A 23944-nucleotide genomic window follows, 5' to 3' on the forward strand; every position below is an offset into this window, starting at 1 on the left:
ATTTAATTATCTGGTGCAATATTCATTTCTTTTAATACTGATTTCATTATTCTTCCAAATACTGGTGCAGCAATGGCCCCTCCATAATATTTTTTTCCTTTAGGGTTATCAATTATAATTATTAATGAAAACTTTGGATTACTGGACGGCGCAATTCCTGCAGTATAAGCAATGTATTTATTTACATAATGACCTTGGCTTCCTAATTTTTTTGCTGTTCCAGTTTTAATTGAAACACGGTATCCTTGGACTGCTGCTTCAGAACTATTTTCGCCATATTTTTTGGTAACTTCCATCATATGAATGACTTTTTTTACATATTTTTCAGGAAAAATTCTTTTTTCATATAATGGATGATCAATTTTAACAATAGAAAGTGGATGAGAGACGCCGTAATTTCCAATTATCATGTATAATCTTGCTAATTGTAACGGAGTTACCATAAGTCCATATCCAAATGAAAAAGTGGCTTTTTCTAAAGTAGATAAATTTTTCTTTTTAGGAAGGAAACCTTTCTGTTCTCCAATTAATCCTAGATTAGTTGGTTGTCCTAATCCAAATTTGATATAACTATTTACTAATTGTGGAGTCGTCATAGATAGTGCAATTTTTGATACGCCAATATTGCTAGATTTTTTTAAAATTCCCTTTATATTTAATTGGTGATTTTGTGACACATCTTTTATTTGATGTTTTCTTATAAAGTAAGGTCGAGTATTAATTATTGAGTTTTCTTGAACTATTCCAGATTTTAATGCTTCCATAATGACAATTGGTTTAACTGTAGATCCTGGTTCAAAAGAATCTGTAATAGCTCTATTACGGAGGTTTTGCTTAATAACGTATTGTGTATCATTTGGATTGTATGAAGGATTATTTACCATAGATAATATTTCTCCGGTTTTGATATCAATTAAAATAGCAACACCGAAGTCTGCTTCATTTTCATTTATTGCTCGATTAAGTTCTTGATATACGATGGTTTGTAATTTTTTATCGATACTTAATATTAAGTTATTAGCATCATATTTTTTAATTAAAGATTCGTTTTCTATTACTTTTCCCTGATTGTCTTGTCTTATTTTTCTTTTTCCTGGTTTTCCTGTTAAAAATAAGTTAAAACTTTTTTCTATACCTTCAATACCTTCTCCATCTATATTATTAATACCAATTAATTGAGCTGCAATTTTACCTGAAGGATAATATCGTTTCGATTCTTCTATAAGAAAAACTCCTGGTAATTTTAATTCTTTAATATAATTTGCAATTTCTGGATTTATTTGACGTGCTAGATATATAAATTTAATATTTTTATGAGTACTAATGCGAGATATTATTTTTTTTAATGGAATTGACAATATTTCTGATAAAGCTTTCCAGCGTATATTATTTTGAATATCATTCATATTTATAATTAAAGTTGGATCGATAAATACCGCATTTACTGGAACAGAAACAGCTAAGGGATATCCTGATCTATCATTAATAATTCCTCTTGCGTTAATTACTGGTTGTATTCTAAGTGTTCGACGATCTCCTTCATAAGTTAGTTTTTTAGAGTTAATAACTTGCAGAAATATTATTCGCAACGTTAAAATTAATAAAAAGAGAAATACAATACTGCATAATGTAATAAAACGCCAGTTTATATAATTAATCTTTTTTTTTTTAAATAATCATATTTTTTTTTTGTATGCATGTGTTTAAATATCTATTATGTTTTAAATGTATTTTGGTATTTTTTTAGTTAAAAATTCCGTGCTAATTAAAATGTAATTGAAGAAAGAGTATTTTTTTCAATTATCAAATTTCTCCATTCATCATATTTTTTTTTTTTTTTTATATTCAAAATTTCTTCCTCAGTAATCAATAAACGAGTGTTATAAACTACAATAATAACAGCATTGGCAGAGAGAATTATTGCTAATAATAAAATCAAATGAACTTTTCCATATAATAAGAAATCATTTTTGATGATTTGTGGTAAATTATAACGTTTTTTTTTCATATATTCTCTTTTATTTCAGCTATTCGTAGTACAGAACTACGAGATCGAGGATTTTTTTCAATTTCTTTTTGATTTGGTAAAATCCTATTAATAATTTTTAATTTAGATATTTTTAGTTGATTTAACTTTTTTTCTGTAATAGGTAAACCATAAGGAACAATTTCTTTTTTGCTATTTTTCATCATGAAATTTTTTACTATTCTATCTTCTAAAGAATGGAAGCTAATAACTGAAATACGACCCCCTGGTTTTAATATTTTTAATGTATTTTCTAAACCTTTTTGAATTTCTTTAAATTCTTGATTGATGTAGATTCTAATTGCTTGAAAGCTTCTTTTAGCAGGATGTTTAAATTTATTTTTAGTAGGTATTGCTTTTTTTATAATTTCTACTAATTCGAAAGTAGTTTTTATTTTTTTCTTTTTACAATAATTTTTTATAGCATATGCAATTCTTTTTGAGAATCTCTCTTCTCCAAAATTTTTTAAAACAAAAGAAATTGTTTTCATATCACTTTTGAATAGCCAATCTGAAGCAGAAATACCGATATTTGGATTCATTCTCATATCTAAAGGACCATTTCTTTTGAATGAAAATCCTCTTTTTTCATCTTCTATTTGTAGTGATGATGTTCCTAAATCAAATAAAATTCCATTTACTTTTCCAATAATATTTTTAAATTTTATATGATTTAAAATTTTTGAAAAGTTTTCATGTACTATATGAAATCGTTTATCTTTAATTTGATTCCCTATAAAGACTGCCATTGGGTCTTTATCAATAGAATATAATTCTCCCTTTTCCCCTATTTCTTTTAAAATTGCAAGAGAATGTCCACCCATACCAAAAGTACTATCGATATAAATACCATTTTTTTCTATTTTTAACGATTTTATTACTTCTTTTTTCATTACAGAAATATGTTTTATTTTTTGGTTCATAGTGGAATATGTAGATATTAAAAAAGAAGTTACATGGTCATTTTTAAAATGAAATGACCATGTTTAATATAAAAATTTAGTTGATTATTTTTTAATCAAACTTTTAAAATTTATTTATAAAAAAAAGTTAGCCTCGAGAAATTCCGATTATTCCAGAACGAGTCATTTCAATAATTTCTGATATATTTCGAATTATTTTAAGAAAAGAATCTAATTTTTTTGTAGTACCAGCAAGTTGTATAACGTATGTTGTAGATGTAATATCCACAATTTGACCGCGAAATACTTCAGTAGTATGTTTTACATCGTCTTTTGTACAATTATTTTTTTGTATTTTTAGTAACATTATTTCGCGTTCTATATGCGAATTTTGTCCGATCTTAATTACTCTTAACACATCAATTAATTTATGCAGTTGTTTTTCAATTTGTTCAATAGATTTTTCATTGCCAATTGTTTGTATAGTCATTTTAGATAAACTAGGATCTTCTGTTGGTGCAACTGTAATAGTTTCTATGTTATAACCTCTTTGTGAAAAGAGTCCTATCACACGTGATAATGCACCTGATTCATTCTCTAAGAGAATTGACAAAATTCTTCGCATATTTTAGGAAACCTCTTTTTTCCTTAACCACATTTCATTCATACCGCCACCTTGAATTTGCATGGGATAAACATGCTCAGAATGATCTATGTTAATATCTACAAAAACTAAATTTCCTTCGGATAATTTTTTAAATGCAAAAGTTAATTTTTCTTCTAGTTCTTCATTTTTATTTACTTTTACACCAATATGTCCATATGATTCAACTAAATTCACGAAATTTGGAAGTGAATCCATATAGGAATGTGAATGTCTACCAGAATAAATCATATCTTGCCATTGTTTAACCATACCTAAAGATGAATTATTTAAATTAACTATTAGAATAGAAAGATTATACTGTCGTGCTGTGGATAATTCTTGAATATTCATTTGAATACTGCCATCTCCAGTAATACAAATTACAGTAGCTTTTGGTAAAGCTAATTTTACTCCTAAAGCAGCAGGTAAACCAAAACCCATTGTTCCTAATCCGCCTGAATTTATCCAACGTCTAGGTTTATTAAATTGATAATATAGTGCAGTAAACATTTGATGTTGACCTACATCAGAAGTGATATAGGAATCACCTTTTGTTAACTTAAAAAGAGTTTTAATAATTGTTTGTGGTTTGATTTTATTACTTTTTGTATTATATTTTAAACTTTTAATTTTTTTCCATTCTTCTATAGAATGCCACCACTCTTCTAAAGAGTTTGTTTGTTTTTCTTTTTGTATTAATTCTATCATTTCCTTTAAAACTTGTTTTGCATCGCCGACAATAGGGATATCTGCTGTAACAGTTTTAGAAATTGAGGTAGGATCAATATCAATATGTAAAATAGTAGCATTTGGACAGTATTTTTTTAAGTTGTTTGTTGTTCTATCGTCAAATCGTACACCAATTGCAAAAATTACATCGGCATGATGCATTGTCATATTGGCTTCATAAGTGCCATGCATGCCAAGCATAGAAATACTTTGAGTATGATTTCCTGGAAATGCACCTAATCCCATCAAGGAAGTCGTCACAGGGCAATGAATTTTTTCTGCAAATATACGTAATTCTTCGCTACTATTAGAAGTAATTATTCCACCGCCTGCGTAAATTACAGGTTTTTTCGCTTTTAATAATGTACGTAATGCTTTTTTAATTTGTCCTTGATGCCCTTTCGTATTTGGATTATAAGAACGTATATGTATGCTTTTTGGCCATGAAAAATTATATTTATTTCTTTTTTTTAAAATATCTTTTGGCAAATCAATAACTACTGGTCCAGGTCGTCCAGTAGATGCTAACCAAAAAGCTTTTTTAAAAACAGTAGGTATATCTTCAGTTTTTTTTACTAAAAAACTATGTTTTACTATGGGACGAGAAATACCAATCATATCACATTCTTGAAATGCGTCGTACCCAATTAATGATGATGCTACTTGACCAGAAATCACTATCATTGGAATAGAGTCCATGTAAGCTGTAGCAATACCAGTAATAGCGTTAGTGGCACCTGGACCAGAAGTCACCAGTACAACACCTATTTTTCCAGTAGATCTTGCGTATCCATCCGCCATATGGGTTGCAGCTTGTTCGTGTCGTACTAAAATGTGTTCAATCCCCCCAACAGTTTTAAGGGCATCATAAATATCTAGTACGGCACCACCAGGATAACCAAATATATGCTGTATTCCCTGATTAACTAATGATCTAATGACCATTTCGGCTCCTGATAATATTTCCAACTTTTCCTCCAGGATGCTAATTTATTAGGTTTTATTTTCTAGTTTTCTATTTGTAGTTTATCCTGATAGTTTATTTAGATAAAATCAGATTTGTTTAATATATAAAATTCTTTGTATTGTTTATTTAATATAATAATAAATTTAAAATGTCTAGAAAACTAATTTTTTTAATTAGGATAATTTATATTATTACAAATATAATAAATATTATCAATCTATTGAAATAAATTTAAATATATTAAAAGTAATTTTTTAATTTAATAAACATTTTTCGTTCTTAGTATAAATTTTTTAAATTCAGGTGATGTCCATGTAAAAAGAGAGTTATTTTTTTGATTAATTAAACAAACGGCTAGCTTTTCTTTTAATGCTAGTGTTTTTGCTTTTTTAAAACCTAAAAGAAGCAATCCTGTATCCCAACCATCAGCCTCTAAAGCAGTTGATGAAATAACACTCACAGAAACTAAATCACTTTTTGTGGGCATGCCAGTCGTAGGGTCAATAAGATGTGAAATTTTTTTTTCTTTTAAATAGTAGTAGTTACGATAAGTACCGGCTGTACTAATTGATTGATTTCTTAAATGAATTAGTAAGTGAATTGATTTTTTTTTATCAGTAGGTTTTTGAATTGCGATAATTTTATCCTGATCTTCTTTTTTTATATAAACTTTTATTGCTCCACCAACTGAGACAATGTAGTCTTTTATTTTTTTTTTTTAAGTATTGAAGCTATATGATCTACAGCAAATCCTTCTCCTAAGGTAGATAGGTTAATTTCTATTCCATTTATATCTTTTTGAATATAATTTCCCATAGAATTACTAGTTATTTTTAAGTGCTGGATTCCTGTAAGGGAAATATTTTTTTGAATTTTTTTGATAGAAGGATAATTATAAGGTTTTTTTTTATTACCGAATCCCCACATATTAATTAATTTTCCAATTGTGATATCTAATTTTCCATATGTTTTTTTATTTATTTTTAAACTAATTAAAATAATTTTTAATAAATTTTTATTAATATTTAATATTTTGTTTTTCTTGAGTTGATTGAATTGATATATTATCGAATTTTTTTTCCATGAAGATAACATTTCTTCATCTTTATCTAAAGTTTTTTGTATTAAATTTTTTAAATAAAATTTATTGTCTACATGCGGTATTTTAATTTGCCAATATGTACCCATAGTTTTTCCTTGTAATATTATTTTTTTTTTCTTTTCATGATTAAAATATTGTTGATTTAAGATATTGAAAGATATTAAAAAAAAGAGAAATATCATGAATATAAAATTTAAAATTATCATTTAACTTTATCCATTAATAAAAAGAGTTGTTTTAATATAATTTTTTAGCAAAATTTTCAACGAAAATTTTTTACTAATGTTTTATTTTAATAAATTTATTTTTTTATTTTCCAATAACTCTCGATGGAGTTAATTAAAGATGGAGTGTATACTAAAAATTTATATTGATTCAATAATAGTTTTTTTTATTTGTTTTATCTATAAGATCAGATTGTAATTTATGAGAAAGAAATAATGAAAAGAATAAATATAGTATTAAGCGGTGTAATATTTTTTTTAACGCTACTACTAAGTTTTGGAATGTCTTGGGGGAATAATTTTTCAACTTCAACTTCTACTCAAAATATTCCCTCTAAACAGCCCATTCCTAGCTTAGCTCCTATGCTAGAAAAAGTAATGCCTTCAGTAATTAGTATTAATATTGAAGGTAGTACCGTAGTTCATAGTTCTCGTATACCTCATCAATTTGAACCGTTTTTTGGTCATAATTCTCCTTTTTGTCAAGGTGATTCACCATTTCGGGATTCCCCTTTTTGTCATACTCATCCAAATTCTAATAGTACACATGAAAAATTTCATGCTTTAGGTTCTGGTGTAATTATTAATGCTGATAAAGCATATGCTGTAACAAATAATCACGTTGTAGAAAACGCAAATAAAATTCATGTTCAATTAAGTGATGGACGTCGTTATGACGCTCGTATAATTGGAAAAGATGCACGTTCTGATATTGCTTTAATACAATTAAAAAATGCAGATAATTTAAGTGCAATAAAAATTGCTGATTCTGATACCCTCCGAGTAGGAGACTATACTGTGGCCATTGGTAATCCATATGGTCTCGGCGAAACTGTTACTTCTGGTATTATTTCTGCTTTAGGACGAAGTGGTCTAAATATTGAACAGTACGAAAATTTTATTCAGACTGATGCAGCCATTAATAGAGGTAATTCTGGAGGAGCCTTAGTTAATTTAAATGGTGAACTAATTGGTATTAATACCGCAATACTAGCACCAGATGGAGGTAATATTGGAATTGGTTTTGCAATTCCTGGTAATATGGTTAAAAATCTTACTGCGCAAATGGTTAAATTTGGACAAGTAAAACGTGGCGAATTAGGTATTATAGGTATGGAGTTAAATTCAGAACTAGCGAAAATAATGAAAATAAATTCTCAAAAAGGTGCTTTTGTAAGTCAAGTTTTACCTGATTCTGCAGCTTTTTATGCAGGTATTAAAGCGGGAGATATTATTGTATCTTTAAATAAAAAACCTATTTTTAGTTTTGCTGCGTTACGTGCTCAAGTTGGATCTTTTCCAGTATCTACTAAAATGGAATTAGGTATTTTCCGAAATGGTATTATTCAAAGTGTAATTGTTGAATTACAACCATCTTCAAAAAATACTGTTCATTCAAAGGATATTTATATAGGTCTGGAAGGTGTTGATTTAAGTAACTATTTATCAAATGGAGAAAAAGGTGTAAAAGTAGAACATGTAAAAGTTAATACTAAAGCCGCAAAAGTTGGTTTTAAAAAAGATGATATTATTATAGAAGTCAATCAAAAGTTAATAAATAATTTAGATGATCTAAAAAGTGCTTTAGATCTAAAACCGAATATATTAGTTTTTACTGTAAAAAGAGGAAATAGTAAAATTTACTTGGTGAGTGAGTAATTTCTTTATTTTCCGCCCGACATATTAACGGGCGGTTTCTATCTTTTTATTTTTTATTACGCAAAATTTGGTTGATTTCAACTTTATTGAGTGTTTTATGATCTACTTTTTTTACAATAATTGCAGCATATAAGTTATATTTTCCATCTTTTGATGGCAAACTTCCAGATACTACTACGGAATTAGATGGAACTTTTCCATATAAAATTTCTCCTGTTTCTCTATTATATATTTTTGTACTTTTTCCTATAAAGACACCCATAGAAATTACTGAACCTTTTTCTACAATAACTCCTTCTACTATTTCTGATCTTGCACCAATAAAGCAGTTATCTTCTATAATAGTGGGATTATTTTGGAGTGGTTCTAAAACTCCTCCGATACCTGCTCCGCCAGATAAATGAACGTTTTTCCCAATTTGAGCACATGAACCAACAGTTGCCCAGGTATCTATCATAGTTCCTTCATCTATGTATGCACCGATATTGACATATGATGGCATGATAATAGTATTACTGTTAATAAATGAACCATATCGAATTGTAGCTGTTGGTACTATCCTAATATTTTCTTTTTCAAATTTTTTTTTATTATATTTTTTATATTTAAGAGGAATTTTATCATAATAATTACTTATTTTACCTTCAAATATTTTATTTTCATTCAAATGAATATACAATAAAATTGTTTTCTTTAACCATTGATGAGTTATCCATACATTATTTTTTTTTTCTGAAATTCTAATTTTTCCATCATTTAATAAGCCAATAATGTAATGAATTGTTTCTATAGTTTTAGCATCGATGTTATTTATGTTGATTTCATTTTTTTTTGTATAAGTATTTTCAATTATTTCTTTAAATTTTTGCATTATTTAAATCAACCTGTTTAATTATTTTTATAATTTTAATATAAAATTATTAATATACAGTAAATTTTTATTTATTAATAAAATTTGATGGTATTTTTTCATTTTTTTGCCATGTTAAAATATCACATCCGTTTTTTGTGATTAATATAGTATGTTCATATTGTGCTGATAAAGAATGATCTTTAGTTTTAACGGTCCAGCCATCATTCATACATTTTACTTCATGATGACCAGCATTAATCATTGGTTCAATAGTAAAAATCATACCTTTTTTTAAAAAAATATTGCTTTTATTCTTATAGTGTAATACGTGTGGTTCTTCGTGGAATGAACGTCCGATACCATGTCCACAATATTCTCTTACAACTGAAAAATTGTGTTTTTCAACATAATTTTGAATGGTTGTTCCAATTTCATATAAAGGTAGACCTGGTTTTAATATATTAAAACACTCGTATAAACTTTCTTGAGCAATTTTACATAATCGTTGAGATAAAAAATTAGTTTTACCTACGAGGAACATTTTTGAAGTATCAGCATAATATTTTTTTTTTAAAACTGTTACATCAACATTAACTATATCTCCAGATTTTAAAATTTGATTCTTATTTGGTATTCCATGACAAACTACATCATTAACAGATATACAAATAGATTTTGGAAAACCATGATATCCCAAACATGCTGAAACAGCATTTTTTTTAATGATAAAATCATGACAAATATTATTGATTTCTTCTGTGCTAATATTAGGTTTAATGTATTTTTCAATCATTTCTAATACTTCTGCAGCTATTTTTCCAGCTGTTTTAATTTTTTCAATTTCTGATTTTGTTTTAATTATACAATTCATTATATTGACCAATTTTTATATTTAATCAAATTTAAAATATTTAAATTATACGTTTTAAATTCTAATTAGAATATTTTTTATGTAATTATTTGATTTATCCTTTAAAAAATAAAACTAAAAGATGTAAATAATTGTTATTATTCTTAATATTGAATATGATATATTTATAATTAAATTTGTTTGAATAAATTCATAGAAAATATTTAATATATTAGTTTTTTTAAAAAAATAGATATTTAATTAGATTTATCTTTTTAAACGTTACTTTTATGATTTTATCAAAATTATAATTAAACTTTAAATTTTTATTTTTTATTAAGAGGTAGTCATGGAAGTAGTATCAATGCGCGATATGTTAAAAGCAGGGGTTCATTTTGGACATCAAACACGTTATTGGAATCCAAAAATGAAACCGTTTATTTTTGGTTCTCGAAATAAAGTTCATATTATTAATTTAGAAAAAACTCTACCGATGTTTAATTTTGCATTATCTGAATTAAAAAAAATTTCTTTAAAAAAAGGGAAAATACTTTTTGTAGGTACTAAAAGAGCTGCAAGTAAAAAAATAAAAGAAACAGCTATAAATTGCAATCAATTTTATGTTAATCATCGTTGGTTAGGAGGAATGTTAACTAATTGGAAAACTGTTCGTCAATCTATAAAACGTTTAAAAGATTTAGAAATAGAGTCTCAAGATGGCACTTTTTCAAAACTTACTAAGAAAGAAGCATTGATTAGAACACGAGAATTATTCAAATTAGAAAATAGTTTAGGCGGCATTAAAAATATGGGAGGATTGCCCGATTGTTTGTTCGTGATTGATGCTGCTCATGAAAATATTGCAATTAAAGAAGCAAATAATTTAGGTATTTCTGTATTTTCTATAGTTGATACGAATTCTAATCCTGACGGTGTAGATTATGTAATACCTGGAAATGACGATGCTATTAGATCAGTAACATTATATTTAAAAGCTGTATCAATTAGTATTTCTAAAAATAAAAATAATAACTTATTTCATAAAACGTCATTAGATTCAGAAAAAAATATTCATTTTTAATTATAATATAAATAATTTTTTTTAGTTAAAACTTCAAAAGGACATAATATTTATGACTAATATTACCTCTTCTTTAATTAAACAGTTGAGATTGCGTACAGGGGCTGGTTTTATGGAGTGTAAACGAGCACTTATAGAAGAACATGGAGATATTGAATTATCAATTGATAATTTAAGAAAATCCGGACAAGCACAAGCTGAAAAAAAAATTCATAACGTTACAAATCAAGGATTGATATTTGTTGAAATTCAAAATAAAATTGGTGCTATGCTCGAATTAAATTGTCAAACAGACTTTGTTGCAAAAGATAATTTGTTTTCTTCATTAGGAAAAGAAATAGTTTTAACAGCGTTATTAAAAAATATAAGGAACATTGATGATATAAAAAGTGTTTTTGAAACGAAAAAAAAAGAATTAATTTCAAAAGTAGGTGAAAATATTAATATTAAAAGATTTATTTTTATTGAAGGTGATAATATAGTTTCTTATTTACATAGTGGTCGAATTGGTGTATTGATTAGCGCAATTAATCTAAATAAAAAAATTTTAAAAAATATTGCGATGCATATTGCTGCAAGTAAACCTGAATATTTATCTCCAAATGATATATCTGATTCCGTTTTTCAACGTGAGTATAAAATTCAGTTGGAATTAGCAAAAAAACATAATAAATCCCCTAGTATATTACAAAAAATAGTTCAAGGGCGAATGAATAAATTTGTTAACAATATTTCGCTAACTGGTCAATTGTTTATTATGGATCCTAAAAAAACAGTCGGATCAATTCTCGATGAAAATAATTCTCGAATTATATCTTTTACAAGATTTGAAGTTGGATTGAGTGATGTGAATTAATTTTAAGTAATAATTACTTATGGCACAAAAATAATATTCTAGTTAATCTTAAAAAAATAAAAAATTTATCTAGGTTAAAAAATATGTCGACCAATACAAAATTTATATATCACCGTGTTTTACTCAAAATAAGTGGTGAAGTTTTACAGGGATCAAATAAATTTGGTATTGATATAAAATCTTTAGAAAAAATAACAAAAGAAATTAAATTAACATTAAATACAGGCATTCAGTTAGGACTGGTAATAGGAAGTGGAAATTTATTTCGTGGTTCAACTTTATCTCAATTAGGAATAAACCGAATAGCAGCAGACCATATAGGTATTTTATCAACTGTTATTAATAGTTTAGCCATGAGAGACATTATGAATTCTTATTCTATTCCAACTTATATTATGTCATCTATGCCGATAGATGGTATATGTGTTGGATATAATTATGAACAAGCAATAAATTTATTATCTAAAAATTATGTGGTGATTTTTTCTGCTGGTACTGGAAATCCTCTTTTTACAACTGATTCTGCTGCATGTTTACGCGGTATTGAAACACATGCAGATATTATTTTAAAAGGAACACAAGTTGATGGGGTTTATTCACAGGATCCGAAAAAATATCCTCAAGCAACTCTGTATAAAAAATTAACTTATCAAGATGTTCTTCAAAAAGAATTAAAAGTTATGGATTTATCAGCTTTTTCTTTAGCTAGAGATCATAAAATACCAATTCGAGTTTTTAATATTAATAAGCCTAGATCTTTATATCAAATTATGAAAGGATATGATGAAGGTACTCTTATTGAGTAATTTTTGTGAGTAAAGTCAATGTTTAAAAAGTTATAAATATTAAAAATACATTGTATAGGTAAGCGTGTGATTAATGAAATTTATATTCAAAGTAATAAACAAATGAAATCATGTATTAAAAATTTTAAAATTCAGGTAAGTAATGTTCGAACTGGACGAGCATCTCCAGAATTACTGAAAAATATTTACGTTGACTATTTTGGTTCTAAGGTTCCTTTATATCAAATATCCAACATAGTAGTTCAGGATCATCATACTCTAAAAATTAATGTTTTTGATAATTGTAGTACATCTTTAATTCGAAAAACTATTTTAAATTCAAATCTTGATTTAAATCCAGTAATTAATGGAAAAGATATTATTGTGCCCATACCTGGCTTAACAGAAGAGCGAAGAAAAAATTTAATTAAATTAGTACGTAATAATGCAGAAACTGCACGAATTTATATACGAAATATTCGAAGAGATTCTAATATTAAAATAAAAAATCAAGTAAAGAGTAAAACCATTAGTGAGGATAATGAGCATATTGCTCAAAATAAAATACAAATGATGACAGATGATTATATTAAAAAAATAGATTTGATATTATTAGACAAGGAAAAAGAATTGATGAATTTTTAAATTTATAAAATTTTTTTATACCTTTAAATTTTCTTATACACTATTATTTTTTATAATTTAATATTCTAAATATTAAAAATTTTTATGAAAAAAATAACTATATTAGGATCTACAGGATCTATTGGTAGAAGTGCATTGTCTGTTATTCAAAAAAATCCTTCTCTATTTAAAGTAGTGGCTTTAGTAGCAAATAATAATGTTTCTTTAATGAGAAAACAATGCGAGCTTTTTTCTCCTGATTTGGTAGTTATGAAAGATAAAAAATCTGCTAATATTTTAAGAAAACAAATAAAAGATAGAAAAATAAAAACACATGTTTTATCTGGTAAGAAAGCTATTTGCGAATTGGCATCTTTAAAAGAGATTGATTTAGTTATATCTGCTATTGTTGGTATAGCAGGATTATTGCCAACTCTTTCTGCAATAAAAGCTGGAAAAACAATTTTATTGGCTAATAAAGAATCTTTAGTTACGTGTGGTTTAATTTTTATGCAAGCTTTATCTTCTAGTAAAGCTAAGATTATTCCTATTGATAGTGAACATAATGCCATTTTTCAAGTTTTACCTGAATATGTACAAAAAAATTTAGGTATTGCTAATTTAAATAAAAATGGCATTAAATCAATTATATTAACTGCTTCTGGTGGACCATTTTATGAAGATAAGAAAAAAAATTTATCTTTTGTTACACCTTCAGAAGTATGTTCGCATCCAAATTGGTCAATGGGAAAAAAAATATCAGTAGATTCAGCGACTATGATAAACAAAGGTTTTGAATATGTTGAAGCAAAGTGGCTATTCAATGCATCTTGTTCAGAAATCAACATTTTAATCCATCCTGAGTCAATTATTCATTCTATGGTTGAATATATTGATGGAGCAATTTTAGCACAACTTTCAGTTCCTGATATGAAAGTGGCTATTTCGTACGCCATGTCTTGGCCAAATCGAATATCTTCTGGAGCTAGTTTTCTAAACTTTAAAAAATTAAATAGTTTAACTTTTTTTGAACCGAATTTTAAACAATTTCCATGTTTAAAATTAGTTCTCGATGCTTTTTCTGAAGGTCAAGCTGCAATGACTGTTTTAAATGCTGTGAATGAAGTTACTGTATCAGCTTTTTTAAATTCAAAAATTAGTTTTAATAAGATTGCTGAAATTAATACTGATATTTTAATGTCATCTTCTTTTTTAGAGCCATATTCAATTGAAGAAATCATAGAAATTGATATGAGAACAAGAATAAAATCTGAAAAAAAAATACAATCTTTAATTTCATAACGAGATTTTAAAAAAATATATGAATATTTTATTTAAATATTAAAAAAATTTTTCAAGAGTAATTTATATAAATTATGTTACATAAATCTTTATTAAAAAATAAAAAAATTCAAGAAGAAAATCTTCGTCACATAGCAATTATTATGGATGGTAACGGACGATGGTCTGAAAGAAAAGGGAAAATACGTACTTTAGGTCACAAAGAAGGTTTTAAAACAGCAAAAAAAATAGTTAAATTTGCAGTGAAAAGAAATATAAAAATACTTACTTTATATGCTTTTAGTAAAGAGAATTGGAAACGTCCAAAAATAGAGATCATGGGATTAATGGAATTATTTTTTTTTGCTTTAAAGAATGAAATAAATAATTTAAATAAATATAATATTCGTTTGAAAATTATTGGAGAAAAAAGTTTTTTTAATAAAAAATTACAAAATTATATTTATAAAGCAGAAAAAAAAACCTTAAAAAATAGTGGTTTAATTTTAAATATCGCTGCAAATTATAGTGGACGATGGGATATTATACAAGCAACAAAAAGAATTATTCAAGCAGTTCAAAAAGGTATTTTAGATATTAAAAAAATTCAAGAACAAAATTTTTCTCAATATTTATCTACCAGTGAATTATCACCAGTGGATTTAGTAATTAGAACAGGTGGAGAAAAAAGAATTAGTAATTTTTTATTATGGCAAATAGCTTATTCTGAATTATATTTTACTGATATTTTATGGCCTGATTTTAATCAATCTACTTTTCAGGAGGCAATTGATTATTTTTTTACTCGTGAACGTCGTTTCGGAAGGATAAAAAAATAACTAAACAAATTTTAAAAAACATTTTTTTTAAATAAAAAATTTTCGTAAATAATTATTTTAATAGATATTTTTTTAAACTCATCCTTTTTAATTCGTAATATTTCTTATATTAGAGATCATAAATGTAACACTATAAAATGTAAGAAATATATTGCAGGAAAAAATGTAATAATAATGTTAATTAGATCTTTTTTGATAATTTTTATCATTTTTTTTAGTACTCATGTTTTTTCAAAAAATATATGGAGTATAGAAAATATTCAATTTGAAGGATTAAAATATTTTTCGAAAAGTGAGGTGTTAAAAGATATTTTTTTAAATACTGGAAACAGAATATCTAAAAATGATGTCAAACGTAGTATCAAATCTTTATTCCAAACTGGAAAATTTTCAGATATTAAAGTTTATTATTTAAATAAAAAGATTATTTTTAAAATTAAAGAACAACCTATTATTTCTAATGTTGTATTATTAGGAAATAAAATAATTAAATGTTCTTTTCTTAAAGAATATCTGAATAAACTAGGAATTCAAGAAGGTAATTTATTTAATCCTATTTTAAATACTATTTTTATAAAGAACATAAAAGAATTTTATAATAAAAATGGAAGATATAATGCTAATATAAAGATATTTAAAAAAACTAACTTAAATAATAAAGTAAATATAATAGTATTAATTCAAGAAAATGAAGTATCAGAAATAAATAATATTAAAATTATTGGAAATAAGAATTTTTCTCAAAAAAAATTAATTTCATTATTTAATCTAAAAAATAAAAAATATTGGTGGAGTTTTTTAGAAAAACCTATTTATTCTTCTCAAAAATTAGAAGAAGATTTAAAAAATTTAACTAATTTTTATTTAAATTCAGGATATTATTATTTTAATATAAATAAAAAAATAGTCAGTTTTTTTAAAAATAAAAATAAAGTCAATATCACAATTTATATTTCTGAAGGTAAAAAATATAGAATTTCCCATTTTTTTCTTAATGGAAACTTATTGCATTTTTATCAAAAGATTAAAAATATTATTAATATTCGAAAAAATGAATTATATAATGAAAAAAAAATTACCTTAATTGTTGAAAAAATATATAGATTTTTATCTGAAAATGGATATATCAATCCTAAAATTATTATTCATCCAGAAATTGATTTTCAAGAAAACAAAATTATTTTGAATTTCAATATAGATATTGAAAAACGCTATTTTGTTAATAAGATAAATTTCCAAGGAAATCAACTAACTAAAGATATAGTTTTACGTCGTGAAATAAAACAAATAGAAGGTGAATGGTTTGATTTAAAATTAATAGAATTAGGCAAACAATCATTAGAAAAAATAAAATTTTTGCGTAATATAAATATAGAAAAAAAAATCTTATCTAATAAAGAAAATGCAGTTGATATTGTTTATAAAGTTGCAGAACAACCTACTGGTTCTTTGAATTTTGGTTTAGGTTATGGTCGAGATAGCGGATTGAGTTTTAATGCATCTCTTTCTCAAGATAATTTATTTGGTTCTGGTAACGCATTAAAATTTAGCGTAATAAAAAATGATAATCAAAAGTATGCCGATTTATCAATGATATATCCATATTTTATTAATACTAGTACTCATGTAAGTACTAGAATATTTTATAATGATTTTAAATATAATATACATAGTGCTTCTACTTTAATAAAAAGTACTGCTGGATTTGAAAGTGATGTAGGTTTCCTAATTAATCCATTTAATAGAGTAAATATTGGTTTTGGATATACCCATAATGGTTTATTGAATAAAAAAGAAAAAATGAAATTAGACTTTAAAAATATATCTCATGATAAATTTTTAAAAAATAGTTTAGTAGATGATTTTACTTTAAATTATTCATTAGTACATGATACCTTAAAACATTTTTATTTTCCTATGTCTGGAAATCAAACTTATATTAGTGCAAAGAATACTATTCCTGGTTCTGATAATAATTTCTATAAATTATTATTTGATGGAGAACAATATATACCATTAGATAAAGAAAAAAAATTTATATTTTTAACTCATCTTCGAGCTGGTATGGGAAATAGTTTTAACAAAGAAAAATTACCTTTTTATGAAAACTTTCATTCCATTGATGAAAATAATATTCGTGGATTTCGTGCAAATACTATTGGTCCTAAAAAATTTTTTACCATGTCTGAATTAGAAGAATGCACCGAATATAATACAAATAAAAATTTATGTGAATCAACTGATTCAATTGGCGGAAATGCTATGATGATTGCTAATTTAGAATTAATTACTCCCATTCCATTTATTAAAGATGAATATAACAAGTTTCTTAGATCTTCATTTTTTTTCGATGTAGGAAATATTTGGGATACTAAATTAGAAAAAAAAGAAAATTTTCATTCCCTTAATTCAATAGATTATAATAATTTTAATAGTATCTATTCATCAGTTGGCATTTCTTTACAGTGGATTTCTCCTGTTGGGCCAATATCTTTTTCGTATTCATATCCTATTCATAAACATAAAAATAGCCAATTAGAAGCATTTCAATTTAATATTGGAAAACATTGGTGATATAACAGAAATTAATTGTATTTAATAAATGTAAATATTTTGTGTATTCGTTTTTTTATTTTAAATAGGTCATTATTTTGAATTTCAATAATAATATTTTAGATATTCAAGATATTCTACAAGTTTTGCCACATCGCTATCCTTTTTTACTTGTTGATCGTGTTTTACATTTTAAGAAGTTTCAATATTTAAAAGCAATTAAAAATTGTACTATAAACGAACCTTGTTTTCGAGGTCATTTTTTAGAAGAACCAATTTTTCCTGGTGTTTTAATTATTGAAGCCATGACACAAGCAGCAGCTATTTTAATATACAAAAGTACAGGTGAATTAAATATAAATAAATTATATTATTTTGTAGGTATTGATAACACACGATTTAAAAAAATTGTTATCCCTGGTGATCAGATTGTTATTACAGTAATCTTTTTAAAATCTAAAAAAAATTTTCTTAAATTTAAAATTTTTGCGATGGTTGAGAACAAAAATGTTTGTAAATCTACTATAATTTTTGCTAAAAAACAATTCTTAGATAAGTAATATATTTTATTTGAAATTTAGGCAAAATAGATGAACTTAGAAAAATTTGTACATCTTCATGTGCATAGTGATTATTCAATTGTTAATGGTTTATCAAAACCAGAAGAACTAGTAAAAAAAGCGGTATCTTTAAAAATGATGGCTATGGCAATTACAGATTTTAATAATTTATATGGTGTAATAAAATTTTATAAATTAGCTCATCAGTATGGTTTAAAACCTATTATTGGAGCTACAGTAAACTTTTTTTCTGAATTAATAAAAAATGAATTAATGGAATTAACTATATTAGCTGCGACTAAAGAAGGATATAAAAATTTAATTTTATTAATTTCTCGTGCTTGTAAAAAAGGATATTTTTATGAAAAAAATGTGACAATAAAAAAAGAGTGGTTATCAGAATTAAATAATGGATTGATATTACTATCTGGAGGTTGTCAAGGTGAAATGGGTAAAGTTTTATTACGTGGTAACTCTTCATTGATATCTACTTGTTTAAATTTTTATAAAAAATATTTTTCTGGTTCCTATTATTTAGAGTTAATGCGTACTAATAGAGAAAATGAAGAAAAATATTTAAATCTCGCTATAGATTTATCTTATTCTCAAGATATCCCCGTTGTTGCGACTAATGATGTATGCTTTTTAAAAAAAGAAGATTTTAAAATTCACAAAATCAGAATTGCGATTAATGAAGGCATGATATTAAAAGAATCAAAGATTCAAAATAATTATAGTAAACACCAATTTTTAAAAACTCAAGAAGAAATGTCTTCTCTTTTTTCAGATGTCCCAGAAGCAATTGTTAATAGTATAGAAATTTCAAAGCGCTGTAATGTTTTTATCAAATCTGGTCAATATTTTTTACCTAAATTTCCTACAGGACAAGAAAGTATTGAAAATTATTTAGTTAAAATTTCTAAGCAAGGGTTAAAAAAACGTTTAACATCAAATTTTTTAAAAGTAAATAAAGAAATTTATATTAAGTATAAAAATCGTTTAAATGAAGAACTAAGAATAATTAATAATATGGGTTTTCCTAGTTATTTTTTAATTGTTATGGAGTTTATAAAATGGGCAAAAGATCATAATATTCCTGTTGGTCCTGGCAGAGGTTCAGGTGCAGGTTCTTTGGTAGCATATGTATTAGAGATCACTGAAGTAGATCCATTATTTTTTGATTTATTATTTGAACGATTTTTGAATCCTGAACGTATTTCATTGCCTGATTTTGATGTTGATTTTTGTATGGAAAAACGAGATCAAGTAATTGATCATGTAATAAAAATATATGGTAGAGATGCAGTATCTCAAATTATTACTTTTGGTACAATGACAGCTAAGGCTGTAATTAGAGATGTTGGAAGAGTTTTAGGATACCCTTATGGTTTTATTAATAATTTATCTAAATTAGTTCCTTCAGATCCTGGTATCAGATTAAAAGATGCTTTTTCTAAAGGTTCAGAATTATATAATCTCTATAAAAATGATGAAGATATAAAAAAATTGATAGATATATCAAAAAAATTAGAAGGTATAAATCGTAATGTTGGAAAACATGCAGGAGGTGTAGTTATTTCTCCTACTACAATTACTGATTTTTGCCCAGTATATTGTGATGAAAAAGGCAATAATCCTATAACTCAATTTGACAAAAATGATATAGAATATGTCGGATTATTAAAATTTGATTTTCTTGGTTTACGTACGTTAACCACTATTAGTTATACAGTAGATATGATTAATACAAATAAATTGTTGAATAATAAAAGAAAATTAAATATTAATAACATTCCAATCAATGATAAAAAATGTTTTAATTTATTAAAAAAATGTGAGACGACTGCTATTTTTCAATTAGAGTCATATGGGATGAAAGATTTAATTAAACGATTACAACCAGATTGTTTCGACGATATAGTCGCATTAATTGCTCTTTTTAGACCTGGACCTCTTCAATCGGGAATGGTAGATAATTTTATTAATCGTAAACATGGATATGAAGATATTGCATATCCTGATCATAAGTGGCAACATTTGTCATTAAAACCAATATTATATTCTACATACGGTATTATTCTATATCAAGAACAAGTAATGCAAATTGCTCAGGTTTTATCAGGTTATACTTTAGGAAAAGCGGATATTTTAAGAAGAGCTATGAGCAAAAAAAATGCAAAAGATATGGCTCAACAAAGATCTATTTTTATAGAAGGAGCTAAAAAAAATGGAATTGATATACAGTTAGCTGTAAAAATATTTGATTTATTAGAAAAATTTTCAGGATATGGATTTAATAAATCTCATTCTGTGGCTTATGCAATGGTATCGTATCAAACATTATGGTTGAAATCGCATTATCCTGCTGAATTTATGGCTTCTACTATGACATCTGATATAGATAATACAGAAAAAATTGTAGTTTTAATTAATGAATCTATTAAAATGGGGATAAAAATCGTTCCCCCAAATATTAATTTAAGTAAATATAAATTTTATGTTAATGATGAACAAAGTATAATTTATGGACTAGGAGCTATTAAAGGAATAGGAGAAAATTCAATATGTAATCTGATCGAAGAAAGAGAAAAAAACGGTATTTTTTGTGATTTATTTGATCTTTGTATTCGTACGGATCATAATAAAATTACTCGTACAGTGTTAGAAAAATTAATTATGTCTGGTAGTTGTGATTGTTTTAAAGAAAATAGAAGTTATTTACTATCTTTAATTCAAGATGCCATTCAAGTAGCAAAAGAACATGATAAAATAAAAAAGTTTAAACAAGAAAGTTTATTTGGTTCATTTAAAGAAGAATTAAATATTTTAAAAAATAACAATACTCTATTAAATTCTTCTTTTAATGAAAAAAATAAGTTAGAAAATGAATATAAAGTATTAGGTTTGTATCTTACAGAACATCCTATCGATAAGCATTCAGAAGAACTAAAATACTATATTAAGAATTTAACTCTCTCTAGGAGAAAAGCTATTAATAGCAGTAAAAAACAAATAATTATTGCTGGAGTAGTTGTCTCTATTAAAATCAAAGTAACAAAAAATAAACATCGTATTGCTATTTTAATTTTAGATGATAAAGTGCGTCGTTTAGAAGTAGTAGTTTTTAAAGATTTATTAAATACATGTGAAAATTTATTAAAATTAAATGAAATATTAATTATTACAGGTATTATAGATTATAATTTAATGAAAAATAAGATTTTAAAAATGACAGCATATGCGATTATGAATTTAAATTTGGCAAGAAAAAATATGTTAGTAAACTAATAATTATGTTAAATAAAAATAAAATAGATAAATGTTTTTTAAAAGAGATTTATTATTTTTTTCAAAAACAGTCTATAGGAAAAATTCCTGTTCATGTTTTCTTAAAAACAGAGAATATAGATTCTGAATTAAAATTAGTAAAAATATGGTTAATTGTTATAAACAATAAATTTTTAGTCAAACTTAATTCATTAATTGAAAAATATAAGATGTGTGTTGAGTATTTTTAAAAAAAAATTTTATATATTTAAATCTATTTTTTTTCTTAAAAAGAAATAAATATCTTTTATGTTAATAAATATACTTTTTTTATTTCGTCTTGCTCGATATTCAACATTATCTTTTTGAACATGACGTGGACTAATTATAATTTGATGAGGAATTCCAATTAAATCAATTTGATTAAACATCACTCCTGGTCTTTCATTACGATCATATAACATAACGTCTATTTTCTCCTTTTTAAATTTTTTATACAAATTTTCTGCAATAGTTTTAATATGTATATATCGATTAAAACCTAAAGGTAGAATAACAACTTCAAAAGGAGAGATTGAATTAGGCCAAATAATTCCATTTTGATCGTAATTTTGTTCTATGATAGCAGCGATCATACGTGTTATCCCAATGCCATAACATCCCATGTGCACGTTTCTTTTTTTGTTATTTTTTTCTTGTATCATTATATTCATTTTTTTAGAATATTCTGTTCCTAATTGGAAAATATGTCCAATTTCAATGCTTTTTTTAATTTCTAAACATGTTGATCCATCTGGACTTGTATCTCTTTTTGTTATTTTTCTAATATCTTTGATAGTTGGAATGGGTATATCTACGTTCCAATTGACATTAACAAAAAAATTTCCATTAATATTTGCTCCAATAGTAAAATTTTTCATATAATAAACAGAAACATCGGCAAATATAGGAATATTTAATCCAAAAGGGCCTAAAAATTTTGATTCTACTCCCATTAGTTGAACAATTTCTTCTTCATTAATGAAGGATAATGGTTTTTCAACAATATCAATTTCTTCTATTTTAAATAAGTTTAATTGATGTTCTTCTCGAATTAGTAAAGCAGCTATAGAAGAATTATTTTTAATTTTAGTGCGAATTAAAATTGTTTTTATAAGATTTTTAATTGGTTTTTTAAATTCATTAATATTTTTTATAGATTTCTTACTTTTTATATTGCTATTATGAATATTTGGTTTTTTTTCTTTAGTAAAATTAACACTTTCTATTGATTCTGCTGTATTAATATTTGAGGCATATGAAGTATTTTTTGAAAAAACAATTTCATCTTCACCATTTTCAGATAAAGCTTGAAATTCGTGTGAAATATTGCCTCCCATAGACTTTGAATCTCCACTTACCACACGAAATTTAAGATTCACTTGATTCAGTATATTGATATAACTTTGATGAAAAATATTATATGTTTTTTCTAAACATTTTGAATTAGAATGAAAAGAGTATGCGTCTTTCATAATAAATTCTCGTGATCGAATAACACCAAATCTTGGTCGTATTTCATCTCTAAATTTTGTTTGAATTTGATATATAATTAATGGAAGTTCTGTATATGAATAAATTTCATCTCCAATAAACTTGGTTATAACTTCTTCATTAGTAGGACCAAGTATAAATTTTTGATTTCGTCGATCGTAAAATTTTAGAAGTTCTTGTCCGTATATATTTAATCGTCCACTATTTTCCCATAATTTTTCAGGTTGTATAATTGGTGTTAAAATTTCACAAGCATTTATTTTTTCCATTTCATTTTGAATAATTTTTTTTATTTTATTTAATATTTTTATACCTGTTGGTAGCCAAATATATAAGCCTGAAGATAGTTTTCTAATCATTCCACTTTTTAGCATAAGTTGATGACTAATAATTTTTGCACTATTGGGTATTTCTTTTAGAGTAAAGAATAAATATTGACTCGCACGCATATGAAAAAATCTCGATAAAAAATAAGTACGATTTATTAAAAAACATTCATTTTATAGTTTTTAAAATGTTTATTTTAAATTATTAATAATTCTATTATATAATAAAATCTTATTTAAGATATTTTTTTTTAAAAATAGTTTTATTTAATTTTTTAAAA

18 protein-coding genes and 1 pseudogene are annotated in these 23944 nt (G+C 25.2%); 10 read left to right on the plus strand and 9 right to left on the minus strand.

The window, feature by feature from the left end:
* Window positions 1-2: 2 nt before the first annotated feature.
* The 6 genes and pseudogenes from ftsI to AB4W74_RS01170 form a co-directional block, all read right to left on the minus strand.
* On the minus strand, window positions 3-1658 hold the full coding sequence (gene ftsI / locus AB4W74_RS01145; protein WP_367682247.1) for a peptidoglycan glycosyltransferase FtsI: 1656 nt from the start codon (window positions 1656-1658) through the stop codon (window positions 3-5).
* Window positions 1659-1765: 107 nt separating this feature from the next.
* The gene (locus AB4W74_RS01150) at window positions 1766-2008 is read right to left on the minus strand and encodes a cell division protein FtsL (RefSeq protein ID WP_367682179.1); all 243 of its coding nucleotides are present in this window, start codon (window positions 2006-2008) and stop codon (window positions 1766-1768) included.
* Complete coding sequence (gene rsmH, locus AB4W74_RS01155; RefSeq protein ID WP_367682180.1) at window positions 2005-2949, minus strand: 16S rRNA (cytosine(1402)-N(4))-methyltransferase RsmH; 945 nt, start codon at window positions 2947-2949, stop codon at window positions 2005-2007. The genes AB4W74_RS01150 and rsmH overlap by 4 nt, the downstream gene beginning before the upstream one ends.
* Before the next feature lie 127 nt (window positions 2950-3076).
* Window positions 3077-3553, minus strand: coding sequence for an acetolactate synthase small subunit (gene ilvN, locus AB4W74_RS01160; RefSeq protein ID WP_367682181.1), 477 nt, complete (start codon window positions 3551-3553; stop codon window positions 3077-3079).
* 3 nt (window positions 3554-3556) lie between these two features.
* Window positions 3557-5272, minus strand: a complete 1716-nt coding sequence (gene ilvI, locus AB4W74_RS01165) for an acetolactate synthase 3 large subunit (RefSeq protein WP_367682182.1) — start codon at window positions 5270-5272, stop codon at window positions 3557-3559.
* A gap of 257 nt (window positions 5273-5529) precedes the next feature.
* A pseudogene (locus tag AB4W74_RS01170) lies at window positions 5530-6578 on the minus strand (FAD:protein FMN transferase).
* Between the two features lie 234 nt (window positions 6579-6812).
* Here AB4W74_RS01170 and degP point away from each other — a divergent pair.
* Window positions 6813-8255 carry a serine endoprotease DegP gene (gene degP / locus AB4W74_RS01175; protein ID WP_367682183.1) on the plus strand — a complete coding sequence of 481 codons (1443 nt, stop codon included), beginning with the start codon at window positions 6813-6815 and terminating at the stop codon, window positions 8253-8255.
* A gap of 46 nt (window positions 8256-8301) precedes the next feature.
* Here degP and dapD read toward each other — a convergent pair whose 3' ends face one another.
* Complete coding sequence (dapD, locus tag AB4W74_RS01180; RefSeq protein WP_367682184.1) at window positions 8302-9126, minus strand: 2,3,4,5-tetrahydropyridine-2,6-dicarboxylate N-succinyltransferase; 825 nt, start codon at window positions 9124-9126, stop codon at window positions 8302-8304.
* Window positions 9127-9193: 67 nt separating this feature from the next.
* Window positions 9194-9979, minus strand: a complete 786-nt coding sequence (gene map, locus AB4W74_RS01185) for a type I methionyl aminopeptidase (protein WP_367682185.1) — start codon at window positions 9977-9979, stop codon at window positions 9194-9196.
* Window positions 9980-10307: 328 nt separating this feature from the next.
* Between map and rpsB the strand changes: the two genes are divergently transcribed.
* From rpsB to dnaE, 9 genes are all read left to right on the plus strand, one after another.
* Complete coding sequence (gene rpsB, locus AB4W74_RS01190) at window positions 10308-11039, plus strand: 30S ribosomal protein S2 (RefSeq protein WP_367682186.1); 732 nt, start codon at window positions 10308-10310, stop codon at window positions 11037-11039.
* 52 nt (window positions 11040-11091) lie between these two features.
* Window positions 11092-11895, plus strand: coding sequence for a translation elongation factor Ts (gene tsf, locus AB4W74_RS01195; protein WP_367682187.1), 804 nt, complete (start codon window positions 11092-11094; stop codon window positions 11893-11895).
* A gap of 83 nt (window positions 11896-11978) precedes the next feature.
* Complete coding sequence (gene pyrH / locus AB4W74_RS01200; protein ID WP_367682188.1) at window positions 11979-12701, plus strand: UMP kinase; 723 nt, start codon at window positions 11979-11981, stop codon at window positions 12699-12701.
* 66 nt (window positions 12702-12767) lie between these two features.
* Window positions 12768-13325 carry a ribosome recycling factor gene (gene frr, locus AB4W74_RS01205; RefSeq protein WP_367682189.1) on the plus strand — a complete coding sequence of 186 codons (558 nt, stop codon included), beginning with the start codon at window positions 12768-12770 and terminating at the stop codon, window positions 13323-13325.
* 84 nt (window positions 13326-13409) lie between these two features.
* On the plus strand, window positions 13410-14606 hold the full coding sequence (gene ispC, locus AB4W74_RS01210) for a 1-deoxy-D-xylulose-5-phosphate reductoisomerase (protein WP_367682190.1): 1197 nt from the start codon (window positions 13410-13412) through the stop codon (window positions 14604-14606).
* A 74-nt stretch (window positions 14607-14680) separates the two neighbouring features.
* On the plus strand, window positions 14681-15424 hold the full coding sequence (uppS, locus tag AB4W74_RS01215) for a polyprenyl diphosphate synthase (protein ID WP_367682191.1): 744 nt from the start codon (window positions 14681-14683) through the stop codon (window positions 15422-15424).
* A gap of 174 nt (window positions 15425-15598) precedes the next feature.
* Window positions 15599-17998, plus strand: coding sequence for an outer membrane protein assembly factor BamA (gene bamA, locus AB4W74_RS01220; RefSeq protein ID WP_367682192.1), 2400 nt, complete (start codon window positions 15599-15601; stop codon window positions 17996-17998).
* A 77-nt stretch (window positions 17999-18075) separates the two neighbouring features.
* Window positions 18076-18537: a 3-hydroxyacyl-ACP dehydratase FabZ gene (gene fabZ, locus AB4W74_RS01225; protein ID WP_367682193.1), complete on the plus strand. Its 462-nt coding sequence runs from the start codon at window positions 18076-18078 to the stop codon at window positions 18535-18537.
* Window positions 18538-18567: 30 nt separating this feature from the next.
* Complete coding sequence (gene dnaE / locus AB4W74_RS01230; protein ID WP_367682194.1) at window positions 18568-21825, plus strand: DNA polymerase III subunit alpha; 3258 nt, start codon at window positions 18568-18570, stop codon at window positions 21823-21825.
* Between the two features lie 239 nt (window positions 21826-22064).
* On the opposite strand, the gene AB4W74_RS01235 is transcribed toward dnaE, so the two are convergent.
* Window positions 22065-23786 (minus strand): proline--tRNA ligase, encoded by a 1722-nt coding sequence (locus AB4W74_RS01235; protein WP_367682195.1) that lies wholly within the window; start codon window positions 23784-23786, stop codon window positions 22065-22067.
* Between the last annotated feature and the right edge of the window lie 158 nt (window positions 23787-23944).

This window comes from Buchnera aphidicola (Hyalopterus amygdali) (genome assembly GCF_964059015.1).
Lineage (GTDB): Bacteria > Pseudomonadota > Gammaproteobacteria > Enterobacterales > Enterobacteriaceae > Buchnera > Buchnera aphidicola_BN.